At 52.8% G+C, this 20,185-nt stretch carries 18 protein-coding genes and 1 pseudogene; 9 read left to right on the forward strand and 10 right to left on the reverse strand.

Annotated elements, in window-relative coordinates; all coding sequences use genetic code 11:
- Positions 1 to 1,421: 1,421 nt before the first annotated feature.
- Both GmarT_RS04970 and GmarT_RS04975 read left to right on the forward strand, forming a co-directional pair.
- On the forward strand, positions 1,422 to 2,765 hold the full coding sequence (locus GmarT_RS04970; protein ID WP_002646410.1) for a DUF1501 domain-containing protein: 1,344 nt from the start codon (positions 1,422 to 1,424) through the stop codon (positions 2,763 to 2,765).
- A 466-nt stretch (positions 2,766 to 3,231) separates the two neighbouring features.
- Positions 3,232 to 3,867 carry a hypothetical protein gene (locus GmarT_RS04975; RefSeq protein WP_002646408.1) on the forward strand — a complete coding sequence of 212 codons (636 nt, stop codon included), beginning with the start codon at positions 3,232 to 3,234 and terminating at the stop codon, positions 3,865 to 3,867.
- A gap of 402 nt (positions 3,868 to 4,269) precedes the next feature.
- On the opposite strand, the gene GmarT_RS04980 is transcribed toward GmarT_RS04975, so the two are convergent.
- The 5 genes from GmarT_RS04980 to GmarT_RS29390 form a co-directional block, all read right to left on the reverse strand.
- A complete protein-coding gene (locus GmarT_RS04980; protein WP_002646407.1) occupies positions 4,270 to 5,232 on the reverse strand; it encodes a prenyltransferase/squalene oxidase repeat-containing protein in 963 nt (320 codons plus the stop codon).
- 195 nt (positions 5,233 to 5,427) lie between these two features.
- The gene (locus tag GmarT_RS04985; RefSeq protein ID WP_002646406.1) at positions 5,428 to 5,919 is read right to left on the reverse strand and encodes a DinB family protein; all 492 of its coding nucleotides are present in this window, start codon (positions 5,917 to 5,919) and stop codon (positions 5,428 to 5,430) included.
- A gap of 82 nt (positions 5,920 to 6,001) precedes the next feature.
- Positions 6,002 to 6,574 carry a TetR/AcrR family transcriptional regulator gene (locus GmarT_RS04990; protein WP_002646405.1) on the reverse strand — a complete coding sequence of 191 codons (573 nt, stop codon included), beginning with the start codon at positions 6,572 to 6,574 and terminating at the stop codon, positions 6,002 to 6,004.
- Positions 6,552 to 7,046: a cupin domain-containing protein gene (locus GmarT_RS04995; RefSeq protein ID WP_002646404.1), complete on the reverse strand. Its 495-nt coding sequence runs from the start codon at positions 7,044 to 7,046 to the stop codon at positions 6,552 to 6,554. Before GmarT_RS04995 ends, GmarT_RS04990 begins: the two co-directional genes overlap by 23 nt.
- Positions 7,047 to 7,128: 82 nt before the next feature.
- Positions 7,129 to 7,269, reverse strand: coding sequence for a hypothetical protein (locus GmarT_RS29390; RefSeq protein ID WP_155367927.1), 141 nt, complete (start codon positions 7,267 to 7,269; stop codon positions 7,129 to 7,131).
- A gap of 145 nt (positions 7,270 to 7,414) precedes the next feature.
- On the opposite strand from GmarT_RS29390, the gene aroE reads away from it, so the two are divergent.
- From aroE to GmarT_RS05010, 3 genes are read left to right on the forward strand one after another with little or no spacing between them, the layout of a single operon-like run.
- On the forward strand, positions 7,415 to 8,911 hold the full coding sequence (gene aroE, locus GmarT_RS05000) for a shikimate dehydrogenase (protein ID WP_002646403.1): 1,497 nt from the start codon (positions 7,415 to 7,417) through the stop codon (positions 8,909 to 8,911).
- A 10-nt stretch (positions 8,912 to 8,921) separates the two neighbouring features.
- Positions 8,922 to 9,449, forward strand: a complete 528-nt coding sequence (locus tag GmarT_RS05005; RefSeq protein WP_002646402.1) for a shikimate kinase — start codon at positions 8,922 to 8,924, stop codon at positions 9,447 to 9,449.
- Positions 9,450 to 9,473: 24 nt separating this feature from the next.
- On the forward strand, positions 9,474 to 10,751 hold the full coding sequence (locus tag GmarT_RS05010; protein WP_002646401.1) for a prepilin peptidase: 1,278 nt from the start codon (positions 9,474 to 9,476) through the stop codon (positions 10,749 to 10,751).
- 37 nt (positions 10,752 to 10,788) lie between these two features.
- Here the strand turns inward: GmarT_RS05010 and GmarT_RS05015 are convergent, their stop codons facing one another.
- The gene (locus tag GmarT_RS05015; protein ID WP_002646400.1) at positions 10,789 to 11,211 is read right to left on the reverse strand and encodes a DUF1801 domain-containing protein; all 423 of its coding nucleotides are present in this window, start codon (positions 11,209 to 11,211) and stop codon (positions 10,789 to 10,791) included.
- Between the two features lie 272 nt (positions 11,212 to 11,483).
- On the opposite strand from GmarT_RS05015, the gene GmarT_RS05020 reads away from it, so the two are divergent.
- From GmarT_RS05020 to GmarT_RS05040, 3 genes are all read left to right on the forward strand, one after another.
- Positions 11,484 to 12,728 carry a BaiN/RdsA family NAD(P)/FAD-dependent oxidoreductase gene (locus tag GmarT_RS05020; RefSeq protein ID WP_002646399.1) on the forward strand — a complete coding sequence of 415 codons (1,245 nt, stop codon included), beginning with the start codon at positions 11,484 to 11,486 and terminating at the stop codon, positions 12,726 to 12,728.
- A 908-nt stretch (positions 12,729 to 13,636) separates the two neighbouring features.
- Positions 13,637 to 14,611, forward strand: coding sequence for a DUF1559 domain-containing protein (locus tag GmarT_RS05035; protein WP_002646397.1), 975 nt, complete (start codon positions 13,637 to 13,639; stop codon positions 14,609 to 14,611).
- A 161-nt stretch (positions 14,612 to 14,772) separates the two neighbouring features.
- Positions 14,773 to 15,204, forward strand: a complete 432-nt coding sequence (locus tag GmarT_RS05040) for a carboxypeptidase-like regulatory domain-containing protein (RefSeq protein ID WP_149302461.1) — start codon at positions 14,773 to 14,775, stop codon at positions 15,202 to 15,204.
- Positions 15,205 to 15,565: 361 nt separating this feature from the next.
- Here the strand turns inward: GmarT_RS05040 and GmarT_RS05045 are convergent, their stop codons facing one another.
- The 3 genes from GmarT_RS05045 to GmarT_RS05055 all read right to left on the reverse strand — a co-directional run bounded on the left by GmarT_RS05045 (position 15,566) and on the right by GmarT_RS05055 (position 17,929).
- Positions 15,566 to 16,540: a Gfo/Idh/MocA family protein gene (locus tag GmarT_RS05045; protein ID WP_081459481.1), complete on the reverse strand. Its 975-nt coding sequence runs from the start codon at positions 16,538 to 16,540 to the stop codon at positions 15,566 to 15,568.
- A gap of 182 nt (positions 16,541 to 16,722) precedes the next feature.
- Positions 16,723 to 17,277 (reverse strand): hypothetical protein, encoded by a 555-nt coding sequence (locus tag GmarT_RS05050; RefSeq protein WP_002646394.1) that lies wholly within the window; start codon positions 17,275 to 17,277, stop codon positions 16,723 to 16,725.
- Positions 17,278 to 17,539: 262 nt separating this feature from the next.
- Complete coding sequence (locus tag GmarT_RS05055) at positions 17,540 to 17,929, reverse strand: DUF2513 domain-containing protein (protein ID WP_002646392.1); 390 nt, start codon at positions 17,927 to 17,929, stop codon at positions 17,540 to 17,542.
- A gap of 345 nt (positions 17,930 to 18,274) precedes the next feature.
- Between GmarT_RS05055 and GmarT_RS05060 the strand changes: the two are divergent.
- A pseudogene (locus GmarT_RS05060) lies at positions 18,275 to 19,643 on the forward strand (IS4 family transposase).
- Positions 19,644 to 19,677: 34 nt separating this feature from the next.
- Here the strand turns inward: GmarT_RS05060 and GmarT_RS05065 are convergent.
- Positions 19,678 to 20,163 (reverse strand): hypothetical protein, encoded by a 486-nt coding sequence (locus GmarT_RS05065; RefSeq protein ID WP_002646390.1) that lies wholly within the window; start codon positions 20,161 to 20,163, stop codon positions 19,678 to 19,680.
- Between the last annotated feature and the right edge of the window lie 22 nt (positions 20,164 to 20,185).

A 20,185-nucleotide genomic window follows, 5' to 3' on the forward strand; every position in this document is an offset into this window, starting at 1 on the left:
ACTGAAACACGGGCCACTTGTTCGCAGTCATCACTATAAAACAGCCCCTTTTTTCCAGATAAGCAGTTCGCAGAACAGCACCTGTTCCGAATGTATGCCTGCGGGTCGCCACACTTCGCAGTCTTTCACCCCGGAACCGCCACTGTTCACACCAGCATCGTCCCTGTATCAACGCAGATCGCCACCCGATTCGGTTCATCCCCCCTTGACGCCCCCGCGCCTCTACAGAAAATAGTTCACCATGCAACGGTATCACAGTCACCAGACACCCCGGATAGAAAAGCAGATTGAACACTACAACAACGAACATAACTCAACGTCCTCTCATGCCGGTGGCACAGCTCGCTTGCCTGACGCTGCCCGAAAAACCAGTTCCCGCTCCTGATGCAGGGGTAAGCCCGAATATAATTCGGGCCGAGCGCAGCGAGCAGGAGGTCGCAGCTACCACGCACCACCCGGAACCGGGATTCCTATATCCATTCGGCACAGCCTCACAAGCCAGATCGTGGCTCACGGTTCCCTGACGTGATTCACCACAAATTATAAAGATCGGCTCCCACCCCCCGCAGATGAAAATCCTGCACCACTGGAAGTTCAAAAGGTGTCATTACTATTCACCGTAGAACATTCCAGATTAGCCGCAGAGCGTTAGCTCCGGTTGTCTCCCGATCTGCAGAAACCGCGACTAACGCTATACGACTCATGTGAAAGAAAGGGTGCCCCCGGATGCAATCCGGGGTTGTCGCAGACAACAGGAAACTGTCAGGGCAATCGCAGATTAAAGTTTTATGTTACCGACCTGCCAAGGCGTAGGGGTGGTACCCATGTGTCCACCCGCCTGCCATGGTTCGCACCGGTTTCACCCCACATCGGGAACCGATGAACCACTCGAACTGGAATTTCCTACCACGAAAAACTCGAAATGACACGAAAGTAAAATCGGGTAAGCCCGGATGTAATCCGGGCCGAGCGGAGCGAGCAGGAGGTCGCAGCTGCCGCGTTCAATCAATCCCAGTCCGTCTCATCCGCAAAACCCAATTAGCCGCAGAGCGTTTGCTCCGGTTGTCTCCCAGCCTGCAGAAACCGCGGCTAGCGCCGTACAGCTCATGCAAAAGAAAGGGTGCCACCGGATGCAATCCGGGGCGAGCAGAGCGAGCAGGAGGTCGCAGCTGTAACGTTCAATTCGAAACAGGGCTGCCCCTGATCACTCGGCACGGACGGACATTCCCTCAAATCCAGAAATCTTAACATCATTTAGTTTTCAAAAATCGTCCGCTTCCCTGTCTCACGCCTGACAAATCTGCTTGCCGAGGCGTTTTGCGACCGGTACAATGACGCCACTCACCCAGGCCGGTCCGCAGGGAAACAACAACGACCGGCCAGACAGAACTACCGTCCCGCCCTTTTTGGAGTAGAACACGATGCTCTCGATCCCCGGCTCACCACAACGACAGTGTGACGGCTCGCGCAGGCAGTTCCTCAAGATCGGCGGCCTGGCCCTGGGCGGACTTTCGCTTCCCCAGATCCTGCAGGCCGAAGCGCAAGTCGCAACGCCCGCCAGATCACTGGGGCACAAAGCCATCATCATGATCTTCCTGTCCGGCGGCCCTTCGCATCAGGATATGTACGACTTGAAGATGGACGCCCCCTCGGAAATTCGTGGCGAATTCCGTCCCATCGACACGAACGTACCCGGCATCCAGATCTGCGAACACATGCCCCGCCTGGCGAAGATGATGGACAAGTTCGCCATCATCCGCTCATTGCATGGCTGCCCCGATCAGCATGCGTCCGATCTCTGCATGAGTGGCTGGCCCATCAATGGTGACGGTCGGCAGTCGGGTCATCCTTCCCTGGGCGCGGTTCTTTCTAAAGTGCAGGGCCCTGTCGACCGGGCAGTTCCCCCGTTCGTCGGTCTCAGCATCCCCAGTCGCCACGAACCGTACGGCAATCCCGGCTTCCCCGGTTTCCTGGGAAAACCCCACGCCCCGATGCAGCCGACGGGCGAAGGCATGGACAACATGCGTCTGCAGGGCATCTCACTCGAGCGGCTCCGCGATCGCCAGGCATTGCTGAACAGCTTTGACGCGTTCCGCAACTCCGCCGACAACGCTTACGAGGGACTGGACGCCTACTCGCAGCGGGCCTTCGATGTCCTCACTTCCAGCAAACTGGTCGAAGCCATGGATCTGGAAAAAGAAGATCCCGCGCTCCGCGACCGTTATGGCAGAGGCAATGACTCGCCCGCCTTCGGGGAAGACGCCGGCCCGCACTGGCTGGATCAGTTCCTGATGGCTCGTCGCCTGGTCGAAGCAGGCGTCCGTTGTGTCACGCTCTCGTTCGGCAGCTGGGATCGGCATCATTCCAACTTCGCCCGCCTGCCTCTGCAACTGAATAAACTCGATCAGGGCATCACCGCTCTCGTTGAAGATCTGCACAACCGCGGACTGCAGGATGACGTCAGCGTGATCGCCTGGGGCGAATTCGGACGCACGCCCCGCATCAACGACAACGCAGGCCGCGATCACTGGCCGCAAGCCTCCTGTGCACTGCTCGCCGGTGGCGGCATGCGGATGGGGCAGGTCATCGGTTCCACCAACCGACTCGGCGAAGTCCCCCAGGACCGCCCTTTGCATTATCAGAACGTCTTCGCCACGCTTTACCGCCAGTTGGGCATCGACCCCATGACGACCACCGTCCCCGACTTCGCCGGCCGCCCGCATTACATGCTCGACATCCGCGAACCGATCGACGAGTTGATCTGACGGTCTCCCGACTTTCCTGTTTTTACTACCACGAAAAACACAAAACGACACGAAAGCCAGACAGTGGGTGACCCCGGATGTAATCCGGGGCGAGCGGAGCGAGCAGGAGGTCGCAGCTATTACGTTCAATTCGAAACGGGGCTGCTACTATACTCGGCACGGCCAAACGAAATCGCAGAAACTGCGGCTAACGCCGTACGGCTCATGTGAAAGAAAATCGGGTCGTCCCGGATGCAATCCGGCCTTATCGCAGACAACAGAAACTGGCAGCGAATCAATGCATTTCGTGTATTTTCGTGCCTTTCGTGGTAGAAAAATAATTAGTCCGCCTCTTGTCAGTAAAACGCCAGAATGTCGCAGAAAAGTTTTCCAGATTTCGTTAACCCTTGTGGTGATCGGATTGTTAAACTGGAGTCGGTTGTTTATCCCCTTCAGATCAACTCACTTCAAGAAAGTGGTTCCGCTCATGTTGAAACATGTTTCCTGCTTCTGTCTCGCTTTGACATTACTGATTCCCGCTCTGCTCCAGGCGGAGAAAAATTCGGACATCAAACCGGTACTGGGTAAGACCGGTGAACCGACGGCTGTTGACTCCTTTGACAAACCCAAACTCAGCAAACAATGGGCCGCTGCGAAGGGAGAGTGGACGGTTTCGGACGGCGTGCTGACCGGCAAGGAACTGAAAGCCGATAAACACGCGGCTGTTTTGACCTGGAAGCTGCCACATCGTAATTCGATTATCCGTTGTTCGTTCCAGTTGAAAGACGCCGACTTTTTTCATCTGAGCCTGAATCATCCCAAAGGGCATCTGTTTCGCGTCATCCTCGACGAATCAGGCATGACGCTGCGGACCGATAAAAACAAGAAAGACCCCAAGTCGAAACCGATCACCCTGGCACAGGCCAAAGGCACTCTGGAACCGGGCAAGTGGTACACACTGCAACTGGAAATGCAGGGAGATCGAGTCATTGCCCAACTGGACAATGGTTTAAACGTGGAAGGTCGGCACCCTTCACTCGACGTCAACAAAACCGGCTACCGCTTCATCATGAAAGGCAACACACTGTTACTGGATGACATGACCGCCTGGAACCTGGAGTAACTGATCCACACCACAACGGGAGTGGCTGAATTTTTCGAATTTGAATTTTCTACCAAAAAAAAACACGAAACCACCCGAAAGAAAAATGTGAGTGGGCCCGAATGTAATTCGGGCCGAGCGGAGCGAGCAGGAGGTTGCAGATCTCGCGTTTCCTCCAGATCCGGGTTAAGTATAGATTCAACCGCAGTTAAAATGAGTCGCGCTTCCTCACAAGCTCAAGTTCACACCGCCACCTCCTGTTGTCTGCGCCAACACCGAATTACATTCGGTGCCACCCGCCGCTTACTCTCCAGCGATTTTCCAATGTAGACGTTCAGGCTCATCCCTTTCGTGTGTTTTCGTGTCTTGCGTGGTAGAAAATAGTCTACCGGGCCAAGCGAGCAGAATGTTTCAGAAAAGCAGTTACCGCGGCAAACTCTCCACCAGCCCGATGACCGCCCAGGTCGTCCCCCAATAGACGGCGGTCTCCTGGATGCTCGCTTTTCTCTTTTCCTTGGTTCCCCGCACAGGCCACGAACCATCGTCGCGTTGCGTGCTCACCAGAAACTGTTGCGCCCCTTTGATGGCAGGATCGTTTCGATCGACGCCTGCCGAGACGAGCGCGTATAAAGCCAGGCCCGTTCCCAGGGCATCGCTGTTGTCGGCGATCATCCAGCCCCAGCCGCCGTCCGGATGTTGCTGGCTGCGGAGCTGCTTCACCAACTGGTCCCGCACTTCGGTCTCTCCCGTCTGGACAGCCAGCAGTAAACGGACAGCATACCATTCGACACTATTACCTGGTGGAGTTGCCTGGATGAATTTCAGGGCGTTCGCTACCACAGGAACACGAGTTTCGTTTTTTCCCTCAGCGAGCAGCGCCAGCGTCAGCCACATGGTGGAAACAGCGTCTGTTTCGGCGGCGGGTCGTTTTTGAAACGGGAGCTGGCCGCCCGCTTTCCAGGAACCATCGGGCCGTTGTTCTTCCAGTAAAATCGCCGCCAGTTTCTTGCGGAGTTCTGTCTGTTCGGAGTCCGCTAAATTCGGATCGGGGCTCAACAGCAGCTGAGCCACACCTTCTTTATTGCCCAGACCGGTGATCTTCCCTTTGTCGTTTTCCGCAAGCGACTTGTCGATCGACCACTGCCTCCATTCCGCCAGGCGCTCACTGACAGTAAAGCCACTCCGTTTCGCGGCCTGCAGGCTCCAGACCATGTTACCAACACGATGGCAGGTGACGCATTTCTTTTCTTCAATCCACCACAGCCCCTTTTCTTCAATGTAGGGAATGCCGCGCTGTACCGTTTCGCGAATCTGAACGGTCGTGGGCTGTGCGTCGGGCAGGGCGCCGATGGAAAGTGTCAACAGAATCGAGCTGAATGCAAACATGGTGAGAGCCAATCCTTAATTGATGCGTTGGCAGAAAGAGAAAAGCAATCTTTTTGTTATGCTTATTATACAATGCTTCCCACCAGAATGACACTAGAGAATTACTGCTGGCATTCGTGTAAAAGAGAGAATCAGGCAGGGTACAAACTTCCTGTACCTGAAAGGCATTAGAAGTCCCTTTTCAGCTGAGAAAAATCAAGACAGGAGCGGAGGTTTTCCCACAGCGCGACGAGAATCAGTAACATTCCCCGAGTGGCTCATGGTGTGCAGAATCATCGACTGGAAACAATTACCGACAGTTTTACAAAACGGGTCCTTCACACAGTAGCTTGGCTTGTCCAGATCATCTTCAGAAAGCTGATCCAGAAATGCCAGAGTATCCTGGCGGATTTCATCAAAGCGGGGACGTATCTCGTCGTATGCAGGATACTTTGACGGATCAGCAACAGGAGTAGAGCCGTAGCCGAATAGATCTGTATATTCTGGGAAGCGATTCGGTTTTCCCTGAATCCACTCATCCAGTAGTACAGATTCGTTTACAATCAAATGTCCCAGAACCCAGAGGGGGTGATTCCCGCCACGAGGCGTCGGTTCAACAAATGGAGTTTCTCGCATATCGTCGAGAAGTCTGCATGTCCAGTTTTTGCTCTCTTCCAGTCCGACTTTAATGAATTCGATTGTGTTCATGATTTGAATTGTTTTCCTTGGGAAATGACTAGCGTTTTCTGGAAAATCATGACCGTTGATTGAACTTCATAAATATTGAAGCTTATACTTTCTTCTGAATCGGTAAATTCTTGCGACACGCGGAGAGAATCTGTCGCGCCAGGGCAGGGGACTTGACGGCCCGCGCCAGGGACAGGCCCCCAAAACAAAGCGCCAGCGTCGAGAGAATTTCCTGTCGCGAAAATTCGTTCTGTGAGCGGTCTTCGAATTGCGCGACCATCCACTGGATGACTTCTTCGAACTGCGCTTTCGTTTCCTCATCGGCGCGGCCCAGATCGGACAGCAGAGGAGGGATCGAACAGCCCTCCTCCACATGCTCGCAATGTTTGCTCGACAGGTACCGCTGCATGATTTCGATCAGTTGCTCCGGAGTTTCGCTTTCGCTGAGCGCCCCGTCCATGGCTGCCTGGTCTTCAATGAACGACTGCACCAGCGCTGCGCCCAGCACATCGGTTTTCGAATCGAAGTGCCCGTAAAACGCGCCCGAAGTCATCCCCGCTTCTTCCATGATCCCGTCCACGCCACTCCCCACATAACCCTGACGCTTAAACATCCGCAGGGCGGCGTTCAGAATGTTTTTGCGGGAGCGGGTTTTACGGTCCGTGGGGGGCGTCATGATCAGATTCTGCTTTCCAGGCTATCGGGTAATCCTCCAGGCGTTCGCCATCCTGAATGGTGCCGGTCACACAACTGTCGGCGCGGTACTGGATTACCAGATAGTATAACGGCTCTTCCGAATTGTTTCTCCAGACCCGGGGCACTTCCGGCGAAAGTCGGATGAAGAATCCCTCAGAGACGTCGAACACATCTGTGCCCGCCTGGAACTGTCCCTGCCCCTGAATCACGAAATAAATCTCATCGTTCTCCTTGTGCCGATGCACGAAAGGCATCTCACGACCCGCGGGCAACGTATTGATCGACATCTCCAGCCCATCAGAATTCAGATACTTCCGCAGAAAATATTTTCCCCGCGTCGGCAGCGGCGTCTCGGGAGGCGACAGACGAAACCGCATCCAGCTCTCCATGGGCCCCGCTGCAAAACAGTCATATCCCTGGCCGTGTACGACCTCTTCACTCACTTGACTCATCACGTTTCTCCCTGGAAATCAGATTGGAACTGTTAATGTAACGACCGTTATATAACGTTCGTTATATTAAGTCAATCCCGTTTTAGAATCCACACCATCCCTCCAGCCCCTGTAATCGGAAGGGGCGCGGGTGGGATTTCAGTGCATTCTGAATGGCATCTCCATCCAGAATGACATCACCGGTAGAAATCGACGATGATTCGCTATAATAAACGGATCTCACAGACAGGCTCTTGTTTGAGTCAGCGTCAGAAATTGGGTACACTGGTCGCTCTCTCTGTTGTGCATACGTCCGCCTGTCAGGAACCTGCATTAAAACGTCACGTTCGCAGACAGTCCGGCTCCTTATAGAAAGCTGAAGTGATTCAATGATTTGTGTCAGCATCGGTCGAACCCGACACAAAATGGTAATGATGGAACACCGCTCCCTCGCGGAAAAAGGGGCGGAACTGGTAGAACTGCGGCTGGACTGGATCGCCCGGACTCCCGATGTAAACCGTCTGATCAAAGACAGGCCGACGCCGGTGGTCATCACCTGCCGTCGCCCGGAAGACAAGGGCCGCTGGAATAAAACGGAAGAACAGCGGCAGGCGCTGCTGCGAACCGCCATCGTTTCTGAAGTTGAATACGTCGACATTGAAGACGACATCGCCGGGACGATTCCCCGCTACGGCAAAACCAAACGCATTATCAGTCATCACAATTTCGATGAAACACCCGACGACCTCGAAGAGATCCACGCTGCGATGTGTAAAAAGGATCCGGATATTGTCAAGCTGGTCACCATGGCCAATTCGCCCGGCGATTCGGTCCGCATGCTGCAACTGGTCGCCAATGCCAAGGTGCCCACCATCGGGTTCTGCATGGGCGAGTACGGCGTGATCAGTCGCATCCTCTGCGGGAAATATGGTTCCCCCTTCACCTATGCCACCTTCAGCCGCGAGCGGGAACTGGCCCCCGGTCAGCTGGCTTTCTCGGAAATGTCGCGAATTTACCGCTATGATGAAATCGGTCCCGAGACCCCCGTCTATGGCGTTATCGGCGATCCGATCGCGCACAGCTTGAGTCCGCTGATTCATAACCTCGCTTTCAAACATGACAAGCTTGATGCGGTTTACCTGCCGTTCCGGATTCCCAAAGACCGGCTCAAGGAAACACTCAAAGAATTCGAATGGCTCAACGTCCAGGGATACAGCGTGACGATTCCCCACAAAGCCGGCGCCCTGGAACTGGCCGATGAAGCCGATGAAGCTTCGAAAAAAATGGGAGTCGCCAATACACTCTTCAAAGACGATAAAAAGGCCTGGCAGGCCCGCAATACCGACTACGATGCCGCCCTCGACAGCATTCGCCTGGGACTCGATCCCCAGGGCAAAGCCACAGCAGATCCGATTAACGGCAAGCAGGTACTGCTGCTGGGGGCCGGCGGTGTGTCACGGGCCATTGGTGCAGGCATTGTTGCAGCGGGTGGCGTCCTGACGATCTCCAACCGGAGTCGTACCCGCGGAGAACAACTGGCGAAAGATCTGGGCTGCAATCATTGCACCTGGGAAAACCGGGGCAGCGGTCGTTATGACATTCTCGTGAACGGCACCGCGGTGGGCATGTATCCCAACGTGAACGACACCCCCTTCGCGCAGAACTTCATGCAGGAAGAGATGCTGGTTTTCGATACCGTTTACAATCCGGAAAACACGCTGCTCCTCAAGCAGGCACGCGAGCGGGGCTGCAAAACGGTTTCGGGAATTGAAATGTTCGTGCGCCAGGCAGCTGCCCAGTACAAACTGTTTACCGGCAAAGAAGCCCCGCTGGAAGTCATGCGGAATACCCTGCGAAAAGGGATTTCCGCGGTCGGAAAACTGTAGGGAGCCTGGCATGACGGTAATCACATTGATCGGCTATCGGGGAAGTGGCAAAAGCAGCATCGCCGCACCCCTGGCCGCCAGGCAACATGCAGACTGGATCGACGCCGACGACGAAATCGAACGCCGCGCCGGAAAATCGATCACCGAGATCTTTGCCGACGAAGGAGAACCGCATTTTCGCCAGCTCGAACGGGCCGTCATGCAGGATCTGCTTTCCCGGGAGTCACTCATCATCGCTGCCGGAGGCGGGGCAATTCTGAATGCAGACACGCGAAGTGATATGCAAAAAGCCGGTCCGGTGGTCTGGCTGAATGCCAGTGTGGAAAAACTCGAAGAGCGGATCAACCAGGATGCGACTACCGGCAGCCGCCGACCTGCTTTGACCACGCGCGCTTCACAACGCGAAGAAATACAACACCTGCTCGAACAGCGCGAACCCCTGTATCGCGAAGCCGCCACCATGATTATTCAAACCGATGATAAATCGGTGACACAAATCGTCGATGAAATCATTTCCGCTCTGGATTCCCCCTCGTAAGGCACGACGAAAGTTTCAACATCTATGACTCCGTTTGGCATCAATCCTTATTTTCTACTCGTGCTGCTGTTTCTGCTGGGAACATGCCTGGGACGAATCGTCAATCTCTGCATCGAAGAGATTCCCCGCGAAGAACGGGTCGGCCCTGCCTGGCGACGCGTCGGTCGGCGTCTGCGCCATCTCTGGTCCCGCTATCATCTTCCCATTATCGGCGTCTATCTGACACGCTCGTCTCACTCAACATTTCCTTATCGGCGTACTCAGCGGGAAGCGCTCGTCGAACTGTTGAACGGCGTAATCTTTGTGCTCCTGTATCTGGCGGAAGTTCCGTTGAGTAGTCAGGCGACCCTGCAACAGAGCGGCCTGTTTTCACTCTACGCCCCCGATCCGCTGGCAGTGAATTCCTGGATGACGCCGGTCATGCTGCTCAACCTGCGGTATGCCTTCCATCTGGTACTCATCGAATCGTTAATGGTCGCGACGTTCATCGACTTCGATCTCAAAATCATTCCCGATGGCGCGACGATGCCCGCCATGTTTATCGGCGTCATCGGCTCGTTTGCATTCGGCCTGCTCTACCTGGTGCCGGTCTGGTTTCAGGAACCCTCGGTCGTGCGGTTGCTGGGCATCTATTTTCCCGAACAGTATCGCAGTGCCTTCGTCGTCGAAAAAGTGCCTCAGTGGGTCAACCTGTATCCGCATCTGCACGGACTGGCCGTCAGCCTGGTCGGCCTGGTCGTAGGGGGCGGCGTGGTCTGGGCCGTCCGCATTATCGGCCAATGGACGCTGCGTCAGGAGGCGATGGGCTTCGGTGATGTGATTCTCATGGCGGTGATCGGCAGCTTTCTCGGCTGGCAGGCCACGGTGACCGTGTTTGTCATTTCGCCTCTGTGTGCCCTGGGAGTTGTCGCCGTTTCGATCTTCTTCAAACAGTCGCGCGAAATCCCGTTCGGGCCGTATCTCAGTCTGGGCGCACTGCTGGTGCTGCTGGGCTGGCCGAAGATCTGGCCGTTCATGGAACGCATCTGCCACCTTGGGCCGCTGCTGCCGATTCTGGCAATCGTCATGCTGCTGCTGCTCGGGGCCTGCCTGATGACCACGCAAATGGTCAAATGGATGCTGGGCATCCCCCTGTATTACGATGAAGAATGGATCGAAGAATGGACGTCCGCTGATCAACTGACCTATCAGTCGGGCGAAAACGTCAACGAGACCCAGGGCCGCTGGGATCGGAACACAGACGCACACACCCGTGCCGGGCGGGGAACGCAGCACTATCATCAATGGAAAAACGGGCGGTAAAATTCGAATCGGACTGCTTTTTTATTCCTGCAACAGTCTAGTCGATAGTGGCACCCGCAATCGCCGGGGATTTGTAGGCCTTCGTGATCAGCTTCTTGAGCGTGGGCAGGTGCGCGTCTGCCAGCTTATTGATATAGAGACAGGACTTGCCGATCTGATGCTTTCCCAGTTTTTCCAGCAACGCGGCCTGCTTCTCCAGTTCGCAGTGCAGGTAGAGGACCAGGTCCTGTTTACGCGGAGAGAAACCGACGTGGAACCAGTCTCCCTCGGACGTTTTCCCCCGGTAGTGAAAACTGCCAAAGCCAACCTTGGTCTTTCCCCACATGACGGCCGGTTCTCCCGTCAGCCCCTGCATCAACTTCAGCAGAGCCTGGCAGTCGGTGCGTTGCTGTTCGTCTTTAATCCCGGCAAGAAACTGGTCAACGCTGGCATCGTTCTTTTGGGTTTTCAACTTTGACATGGGGATCCCCTACTTAATTGACCCTGGTTCTTTATTTCGTCAAACGACATGCCTTTATCAAAATGAATATCAAAATCGTGCGCGATTAGATCTATCCCATCATCCTACTACCAGCCACCCGGCGAAACAAGCAGATTCCGAGGCGTCATGGAAAACACGGAAAGAGGGAAGCCACATAGGTGAAATCAAGCGGTTGAAATGCTAGACTCTGATCTGCCGCAAGTTAAAAATCCGTAGAGGCTTTTCGTTCGGCTGAGTTTTTTGACCACACGATGTCGGTCGCGTATTCTGGCATTTCACCCGAGGCGAAGAAATTGAAAGTGATTGTGATTGGTGGCGGCGCAGCGGGATTCTTCGGAGCGATTGCGGCTGCCGAAAACGGTCACAACGTGACGATCCTCGAAGCAGCTGCGTCTGTATTGGCGAAGGTCCGCGTTTCCGGCGGAGGTCGCTGCAACCTGACTCACAGTTGCTTTGAACCTCGCGAACTCGTCAACAGCTATCCGCGCGGCGGGAAAGCGTTGCGGGGTCCCTTCAGCAGGTTTCAGCCGTCCGACACGATCAGCTGGTTTGAGTCGCGAGGCGTTGAGACCAAAACAGAGCCTGACGGCCGCATGTTTCCCACGACCGATGATTCCGCGACCATCGTCGATTGTCTGCAAGGTGCAGCGAAAGACGCGGGAGTGATGACTCGTCTGCGCGCCAACGTGTCGTCGATTCAGAAAACAGACTCACACTTTCTGGTCACTCTGCACTCGGGCGAAACACTGCAGGCGGACCGCATTCTCCTGGCGACCGGCGGCAGCCGCGCCGGTTTCGAATTAACGAACAGCCTCGGGCATCAGATCGTTCCGCCGGTCCCCTCGTTATTCACTTTTAAAGTTGACGATCCACGAATCAAAGACCTGCCCGGCGTTGCGGTGGAACACGTAAACTGTCAGTTAGTCGCCGACTCCAAGACGTTCCAACAGTCGGGACCGATTCTTGTCACGCATTGGGGGTTGAGTGGTCCTGCCGTGTTGAAGCTGTCCGCCTGGGCGGCCCGGGAACTGCACGATTCCAGTTACAACGCCACACTCCGCATCAACTGGCTGGCGGGTTCCCGTGCCGAGGAGATTCGCTCACAACTGAATTCCTTCAAAGCGGCGCATCCCAAAAAAACAGTCGATGCAGTGTCCCCCTGGCCGTTACCTAAACGGTTATGGAAATCGCTCGTCGATCACAGTCTCGGCTCGCAACCCGTTCGCTGGGCGGAACTTTCCAAAAAGGGAGCTCAGGCACTCGTGACCGAATTATCAGCCGGCGAATTCCAGGTGGCCGGCAAGGGTGTCTTCAAGGAAGAGTTCGTAACCTGTGGCGGCGTGAATCTGAAAGAAGTCGATTTCCGCACGATGGAAAGTCGCATCTGCCCGGGCCTCCATTTCGCCGGCGAAATACTGGACATCGACGGCATCACGGGAGGCTTCAATTTTCAAAACGCCTGGACCACAGCCTGGATCGCCGGCCACGCGATGTAGCTGGATGCGAAAAAGACCAGCCAGACAATGTTACCAGGGCAATGTCAGTGAGAGCCATTAGCCGCAGGGCCTTAGCCCCGGTTGGACAATGATGACTAAAAGACTGTCAAAATTAGAAATGCTATCAGTCGTCTGATTAAGGCAGCGCGCAATCGCTCTCTTAAAACAAAAGCCAGTTCACGGAGCAGACTCCTGTCGCGTTTCATAGAGTGGTCCCTATTCGATTGAGAATGATTAGTCTACTGCCTGTTCGGTAATTTTATACGTGAAGGCCGCCCTGTTACCAATCGACGCTAACCGCGGCTAACGCCGTGCGGCTGATTTTTCTAATTGTTATTGGATGTCTCTGGTTTTTCGATCCTGGGCTTCTGACGCATACAGGATGACCTGTTCCAGTTCATTTTCGGAATTGATACATTGTCAGTCGCCGCCGACGGTCCAGACGGGGCGATCCTGGAACACAGGCCAATCTTGGTGCAGAACTCGTGTGCAGTTGGCTTTGATTTGATCTCGGACTCTGGCACCATTGAGACATCGACGGCATCACCGGCGGCTTCAACTTCCAAAACGCCTGGACCACAGCCTGGATCGCCGGCAACGCGATGTAGCCTCCTGTTCTGATTTCACGTTGGGGCGATGAGCGCCTGCGTTTTGTTGCCGAAAGCAGCGATCAATTCCCAGGAGCGAGAACGCGCGCCAAAATCTCTGGAATGGCATGACAATTAGCATCGCTGGTAATGTGGCATCGATTTTGCTGTGATTTAATAAGTTTTACATATCTCCTTTAATCTAGATTTATCTGTTCTGCCTCCAGCGCTCAATTCATGCATCCGTGGAGGATTTTAAGGCAGAAATCATAGAACTCTTGTAGTTCATCAAAATTTATTTTATTTTTTAAGGAGTTTTGAATGTCTCATTCTCTCAAGCGAAAACGGGGGTTTACTCTGATCGAATTGCTGGTGGTGATTGCCATCATTGCGATTCTAATTGCTCTCCTGTTACCAGCAGTGCAGCAGGCGCGTGAAGCAGCTCACAGAAGTACCTGCAAAAATAATCTGAAACAAATCGGCCTGGCAATTCATAACTACCATGATACGCATAATGTTCTGCCACCAAAGGTGGTTATGCCGGGAGTGACAGACACAGCGGCCGTGCATGGGGTCGATTCGAGTGGGAATCCGCTGGATCCCGCATTGACGATCCGGAATATCACGGGGCATCTGTTACTGCTTCCGTATCTGGATCAGGCAAACATTTATAATAAGTTGAATTTCAGTATACCCATGGGGCCCTCAAGTTATTCCGGCAGTAATCCGGTCATGACAGGAAATACCAACCCGACAAACACGGATGTGGAATTGCCCGTGTTTGTCTGTCCCAGTGATGTGCCCAATCCCGTTCCCAATGTTTCCTCAGGAGCTTATGCCAGAATCAACGGGAAACGAACAAGCTACGCGTTTGCCGTGCATACTTATGACAACAACTTCAGGGTGAATTATACTTCGAGCAATACAGCAGCTAAAGGTGCCTTTGGTACGAATGGCGCTGCGATTATCAATCATATCAAAGACGGTACCAGTAACACGATGTTTATGTGTGAAACGCCTCTGCGCAAGACCAGTTCCAGCTATGGTCCCTTATGGAACCAATGGACTTACACTCAAGGTATTGCACCTGGTGCATATGGAATCAATGTGAATTATGTGAGTGGGACCACTCAATACGATTACGTGTATGCTTTCCGTGCTGGCAGCGCGCATGTTGGTGGTATGCATATCCTGATGGGGGATGGTGCTGTTCGCTTCATCAGTGAAAATGTTGATTTAGCAACGGTCAGGGCCTTAGTCAGTATTGACGGAGGTGAAATCGTTTCAGAATTTTAATGGTGGAAATCATCATTCCACTTGAGAGTGCTTGAACTGATTTCTTAATGATTTTATAGCGACTTAAAATCGACCTGACAGATTATTAATTCTTCTTCACTGGAAGACTCGTTCTCTGAACCATTCTTTTATCATTGAGAACGAGTTTAAGGGACCAAGCAATGAGATCACTTTATAATTTGCTATTTAGTAAGACGATCCTTCGCGATGCCTGGGTCGTATTGATAATGACTTTCTTTGTTGTTGGTTGTGGATCTGGTAAGGAAATTCCTCCGTTGGCTCAAGTCAGTGGCACTGTCACCATCGACGGTAAGCCTGTATCAGGAGCATCGGTTATTTTTGAACCTAAATTTCAAGCCGTTTCCGCTTCAGGAGGCACAGACGAAGAGGGTAAATTTACACTCATGTATGGAGACACTTCCGGTGCAGCCATCGGCGATTATATCGTCCGTGTGTTTCACTATGGAGATGATCCCGAGTTGCCTCAGGAAAGTCTTGTTCCTGACTCTTACGGCGCAGCAAGTACCTTAACGGCTACCGTAACAGAGGGAGTGAACGAGATCGATTTTGATCTGAAAGGCAAAAAGAAATAAGTAAGACCCGCCTCTCATTTTCGATGAGAGGCGGTTTTTTCATGGTGAGAAAACCATTGAGAGTATCGAACCGGCGTAAGAATAACGTCCAGAATATGGGGTAAAAGGATAACGTGACCTACATGTCGGACAGCGTCGGGTTCTCCCGTTCGCTGGAAATGCGATGTAAACAGGGCAGCCGGACAATGTGATCAGGACACTGCCAGTAAAAGACTATTAGCCGCAGGGAATTAGCCCCGGTTCTTATCTCGAGAAATGCATGAACCGCGGCTTACGCCTTGCCGCTGATGTTTTCTGTTAAAAATTGTCAGTCGTCCCGATTCCTTTTACGTCTCTGGAAAATGAATCGCCATGGTACTGGTTAGACAAACGCGTTCAGTTTCTCCATCCAGCGTTGTACCTGCATCGCATCTGAGTAGGTTGCTCCGGTAGGGACTGCTTCCAGGTTACGCACAACCCGACAGAAGCAACGCAATTCCTCAGCCATCATTCCACTCGGTGGGTTGGCACGCACTTCCAACGCCAGAGGCCAGGAGGCTGCGTTGTCCCAGACAGAGATCGGTCGTGGGTTCGGTTCTATGCGCGCAGACCAGCCCACACCAAACACTTCCATTCTGTCAAACCCGCGCGGCGGCATCCCTGCGGGAGTTAAATACGAGGCAGCAAACGCTGCCACTGGACCGCCGTTCCACTTGAGTTGTGCCAGAGCCAGATCGATGTCGCCTGTGGATGTTCGATGAAATTGTGCACTGAAATGATCCGGTTCCGCGCGATCCAGTAACACCTGCGTCGCGTACAGGTCATGCACCATCGCAGCATGTAACGGATTCTCACCCGGAAAGTTCTCAACAATGCTCGCCGGTCGATGTCGTACACAATCAATATAAGAAATCGGGCCACGTTCGCGTGCCACATCCCGCAACTCTTGATACTCGCTGTTGAACAGCACGATGTGTCCCAGCATCAGGTTACTGGAATCGGGCTTCACCAGCGGAGCAAGGCTTTTCGCTTCTTCCAGACTCTCTGCAATCGGCTTTTCCAACAGCACCACTTTGTCGCGTTCGAGCAGTTCTCGCGCGACAGTCACATGTGACTGCGTCGTACAGGCGACAACCCACGCCTCTGCGTCAGACTCTTCAATCGCCTGAGTCAGAGTCGTCCACCCGGGCACATCGGGTAGTTCTTTGCTGAGGGCAGCAAGGCTCTCCTGCCGACGCGCTACTACTCCCACCAGTTCCGCTTCTGCCAGCCGCGCTAACGTCAATGCATGCAATCGTCCAAACCGACCCAGTCCAATGACGCCTGTTTTCACCGGCTTAAAGTTCCTCGCCGCCATCGGTTCTCCTCAGAGCTGATTATTATTTTGTCCGCAGTGAAACGCAGTTTTAGTAGAGGGCTTTACAAGATACTAAAACTCCAGGGCAGGAACCAAGCGGGAATTGATGTTTTTACGATTACTTTATGAACAGAAATCGGTTCCTGGGAACTTTTTCAGATCATGTGTTCATAGCGAATTACTCACCCGACTGCCCATGGTCCCAGTTTGTGTTTCTGTGCCACTTCGTCGTGGAAGATAATCAGTACATTGTCCGACATACCGAAGAGTTCACCGGAATCATTCAGAAACTGGGCCGCCGACAGATAGAGGCTGCGATTGTTATCGAAGGTGATTCGTATGTCTTGTGGATAGGAAGTCTCCGTGGCGTCGGGGGCCATGCTGTCAAAGACCCCTGTCCAATAGCTATCGACAGCGACGATTTTCCGCCGAAGAAAGGGTGTCCATTCCGGATCGTTCGTCACATCGTATGAGAGTCCCGCAAGCACGTCAGCAGACGGAACATCCACGAACACGCCCATTCCGTATTGAAAAAAAGTGCCATCCCAGGTGAGGCACACAGTTCGTCCCGTGGCGTCAATCAGCTCGACTCCGAAATCCAGGAAATGTCCTGTCTCGGGATAGCCACGAAAGCAGGGACTGCCATTCTGGTAGTCGAGTTCGAAATAGACCACACGCTCAATAGCGAAACCCAACAGTTGTTTCAGATTAGCATCATACTCGGCTCGCGTTTTCATGTTCGCTCTTTGTGACATACTGTGGGCATCAGCCAGACCAGACAATCGGTTCCTGGAACCTTTTCAGATTCGCCGCAGTCGCCATTCTCCCTGCAGAAAGGTACCGTAAACAGTAAACGTAATGAAATAAGCCAGCGGTTGATCATGCCTCACTATCCCACCATATCAGACGCCAGGCATTAGTAATCATTAGCCGCAGGGCCTTAGCCCCGGTTGTGTCCCGATTTGAAAAGCCCCCTTCGAATTTAGAAACACGTTCTGGTCAACTCTGCAAACCGGGAACCGACTCCACGATGAGGTCCTGCAGATATGTTTTTATGACTTCAAATGTGAAACCTCCGACAACACTGAGGGCATTTCTCCATCGTGTATTGTCTCTCGCGGCAGCTATAAATTCACAACCGTTCCATGTTAGTGGAAAATACAGACATGAATGGCCATTATTTTCAAACTCTCGGCCGTCTACTGGGAAGAAACGCCTTGGGCTACCAATGGGAGATGAGTCAGCGAGGCGTCCGGCAATAAGATCAGCCTCAATCAACCAAATAATGTGCTGATCAATCACATCACTACGAGCGTCGGGATATGGCAGTGTGCAATCACTCTCGTAGAACAAAAGCAGCTCACGGATCAGATTCATATCGCGTTTCATAAATTAATCCTAATTCAGTGTAATGAAATATAGAGACAACTAACTGGCAATGCATTACCGCTAAGTTAATCGCTTTAACAAATTCGAATTTCATTGGTATCAATCTATCAATGTTTTCTAAAATGGCAATTACTACCTTGAGTATGAACGCCTATTGCCGATGTTTGTGGCTGGTCGGAATTGATTGACATTGGGGATCATTTTTTCCACCTCGACGATAACCGGGGCTAACGCCTAATGGCACTTACTTTAAATTAAGTTGGTTACCCCTGCCGTTTGGTATGGGATTTGCGCAGGATTCTATTCTTGAAAATAGACTGCCAATTTGCCAGGAGTAACCACGCAGTGAAACAATCACCGGAACAGATTCTTGAATTCGATCGTGCCTTCGAACAACTTAAAGATTTGGTGGACTTACGCCAAGCCGATCAGCTGCATCCCAGGCGACCCAATGCAATCTATACCGCCTGCGTTGTGCTGTGGATGTTGATTTTTCAACGCCTCAAACCAGATGCCTCACTCGAAGCGGCGGTGAAGCATCTGATTGAAAATCAACCTGACTACCTTCCTGAAAACAAACGATTAAGCCAGGGTACACTCTCGTCCAACAGTGCAGCATACAGCCGGGCTCGCAGCGAACTGCCGTTGGATGTTGTGAAATGGTTTTCCAATGAAATCACTCGTGCCATCGTCGGGCAATCTGAAACCCTGCTGGACGGTCGTCAAATATTTTTACTCGATGGAACCACGATCACATTAGCACCGGAAAAAGAATTACAAACGAAATTTCCGCCCGCCTCAAATCAGCACGGTGAAAGTGTCTGGCCTGTTGTCAATCTGACCGTTTTTCACGAACTCAGTAGTGGATGTGCCTTGCTGCCACAGCTGGGGGCCATGTATGGACCTGAAGCGGTTTCCGAAACGGAACTTGCCCGAAATGGCATGCACTGCCTGCCAGACGAATCGATCATCATGGCTGATGCAGGATTTGGGATCTTTGGCGTTGCTTACCAGGCACAACTCCTGGGGCATGATTTTTTTCTACGCATGAAGAAGTTAAACTTTGAGTCACTTCGAGCCAAAGCAAAACTCGTATCGCAAAGCCCAAAACATAAGACCTACCAACACCAGTGGACTCCGACCCCCCAAAAACCGTAAAACACAACCCGGGCTCCCCAGGGACGCTTCGCTGGCTGTTGTTTTGCACGAAATCATCGTCAATGAAACCTTGACGCTGTATTGCGTTACCAGCCTGCCGCAAGACGCTGCCACCCTGGGCAACCTCTACAATCAAAGGGTCAATGTCGAAGTTGATATCCGTAACTTGAAGGTCGTATTAGACACCGAGAACATTCGCGCCAAGAAGGTAGACACGTTTTTGAAAGAGCTGTATACGTCAGTGGTCGCCTACAATTTAGTTGGTCAATTCCGCAGACAGGCAGCTGAACTGAATCAGGTTGCTCCGCGGCGGATGAGCTTTAAGCGAACCTGGACAACATTCCAAACGTTCCTGTTGAAGCACCTGCACACTGAGCCAGAATCATGGCGTGAATCCTTCGAGCGAGCACTGTTCTACGCGACCAAAGATAAACTACCCAATCGCGCTGCCAACCGAAGCGTAAAAAGAGAATGCTACGCCAAACGTTCAAAGAGAGACCATTTCGAAAAAAGAAAAAAGCCCCCAGAGAAATTGAAACACACTGATCTAAAGTAAGTGCCATTAGGCTAACGCCCTGCGGCTAATTTTGCTACTGATGATCTCTGTCTTTTCGATCCTGAACTTCGCCCGCGTATATTACTGCCTGTTCTAATTCGCTCTCTGAATTGATACATTTCCAATCCCCGCCGACAGACCACACAGGTCGATCAACGAAAACAGGCAAACCCTGCCTGAGGACTCGCGTGCAGTTGGCTTTGATTTGATCTCGGACTCTGGCACCAGCCTGTTCTGAAACGGAAACAACAACGTGGACATGATTACTGCGGGCGTTGGCTATCCAGAGTTTCCATTTTCGGAAATCGCAAAGTCGTGCAATTTCATTCTCGACGGCCGATCGTTGCGGTTTGCCGAGCAGAATGATGTCGTGTTTGAGACGATCGCGGTGCCAATGTTCCAGTGATGGCTGAGGAGGCTGAGAACCTTTGCGCCGAGACCGCCACAGTCGCCAGTCACCCTGCAGGAAGGTACCATACACAGTAAACGTAATGAAATAAGCCAGTGGCTGATCATTCATATGCATCCCACTTCATCAACTG

It is taken from the genome of Gimesia maris, assembly GCF_008298035.1.
Taxonomy (GTDB): domain Bacteria; phylum Planctomycetota; class Planctomycetia; order Planctomycetales; family Planctomycetaceae; genus Gimesia; species Gimesia maris.

Excerpts from the sequence above, each read along its gene's own strand:
- GmarT_RS04970 (WP_002646410.1), top strand. The coding sequence starts at position 1,422 with ATGCTCTCGATCCCCGGCTCACCACAACGACAGTGTGACGGCTCGCGC.
- GmarT_RS04975 (WP_002646408.1), top strand. The coding sequence starts at position 3,232 with ATGTTGAAACATGTTTCCTGCTTCTGTCTCGCTTTGACATTACTGATT.
- GmarT_RS04980 (WP_002646407.1), bottom strand. The coding sequence starts at position 5,232 with ATGTTTGCATTCAGCTCGATTCTGTTGACACTTTCCATCGGCGCCCTG.
- GmarT_RS04985 (WP_002646406.1), bottom strand. The coding sequence starts at position 5,919 with ATGAACACAATCGAATTCATTAAAGTCGGACTGGAAGAGAGCAAAAAC.
- GmarT_RS04990 (WP_002646405.1), bottom strand. The coding sequence starts at position 6,574 with ATGACGCCCCCCACGGACCGTAAAACCCGCTCCCGCAAAAACATTCTG.
- GmarT_RS04995 (WP_002646404.1), bottom strand. The coding sequence starts at position 7,046 with ATGAGTCAAGTGAGTGAAGAGGTCGTACACGGCCAGGGATATGACTGT.
- aroE (WP_002646403.1), top strand. The coding sequence starts at position 7,415 with ATGATTTGTGTCAGCATCGGTCGAACCCGACACAAAATGGTAATGATG.
- GmarT_RS05005 (WP_002646402.1), top strand. The coding sequence starts at position 8,922 with ATGACGGTAATCACATTGATCGGCTATCGGGGAAGTGGCAAAAGCAGC.
- GmarT_RS05010 (WP_002646401.1), top strand. The coding sequence starts at position 9,474 with ATGACTCCGTTTGGCATCAATCCTTATTTTCTACTCGTGCTGCTGTTT.
- GmarT_RS05015 (WP_002646400.1), bottom strand. The coding sequence starts at position 11,211 with ATGTCAAAGTTGAAAACCCAAAAGAACGATGCCAGCGTTGACCAGTTT.
- GmarT_RS05020 (WP_002646399.1), top strand. The coding sequence starts at position 11,484 with ATGTCGGTCGCGTATTCTGGCATTTCACCCGAGGCGAAGAAATTGAAA.
- GmarT_RS05035 (WP_002646397.1), top strand. The coding sequence starts at position 13,637 with ATGTCTCATTCTCTCAAGCGAAAACGGGGGTTTACTCTGATCGAATTG.
- GmarT_RS05040 (WP_149302461.1), top strand. The coding sequence starts at position 14,773 with ATGAGATCACTTTATAATTTGCTATTTAGTAAGACGATCCTTCGCGAT.
- GmarT_RS05045 (WP_081459481.1), bottom strand. The coding sequence starts at position 16,540 with ATGGCGGCGAGGAACTTTAAGCCGGTGAAAACAGGCGTCATTGGACTG.
- GmarT_RS05050 (WP_002646394.1), bottom strand. The coding sequence starts at position 17,277 with ATGAAAACGCGAGCCGAGTATGATGCTAATCTGAAACAACTGTTGGGT.
- GmarT_RS05055 (WP_002646392.1), bottom strand. The coding sequence starts at position 17,929 with ATGAAACGCGATATGAATCTGATCCGTGAGCTGCTTTTGTTCTACGAG.
- GmarT_RS05065 (WP_002646390.1), bottom strand. The coding sequence starts at position 20,163 with ATGAATGATCAGCCACTGGCTTATTTCATTACGTTTACTGTGTATGGT.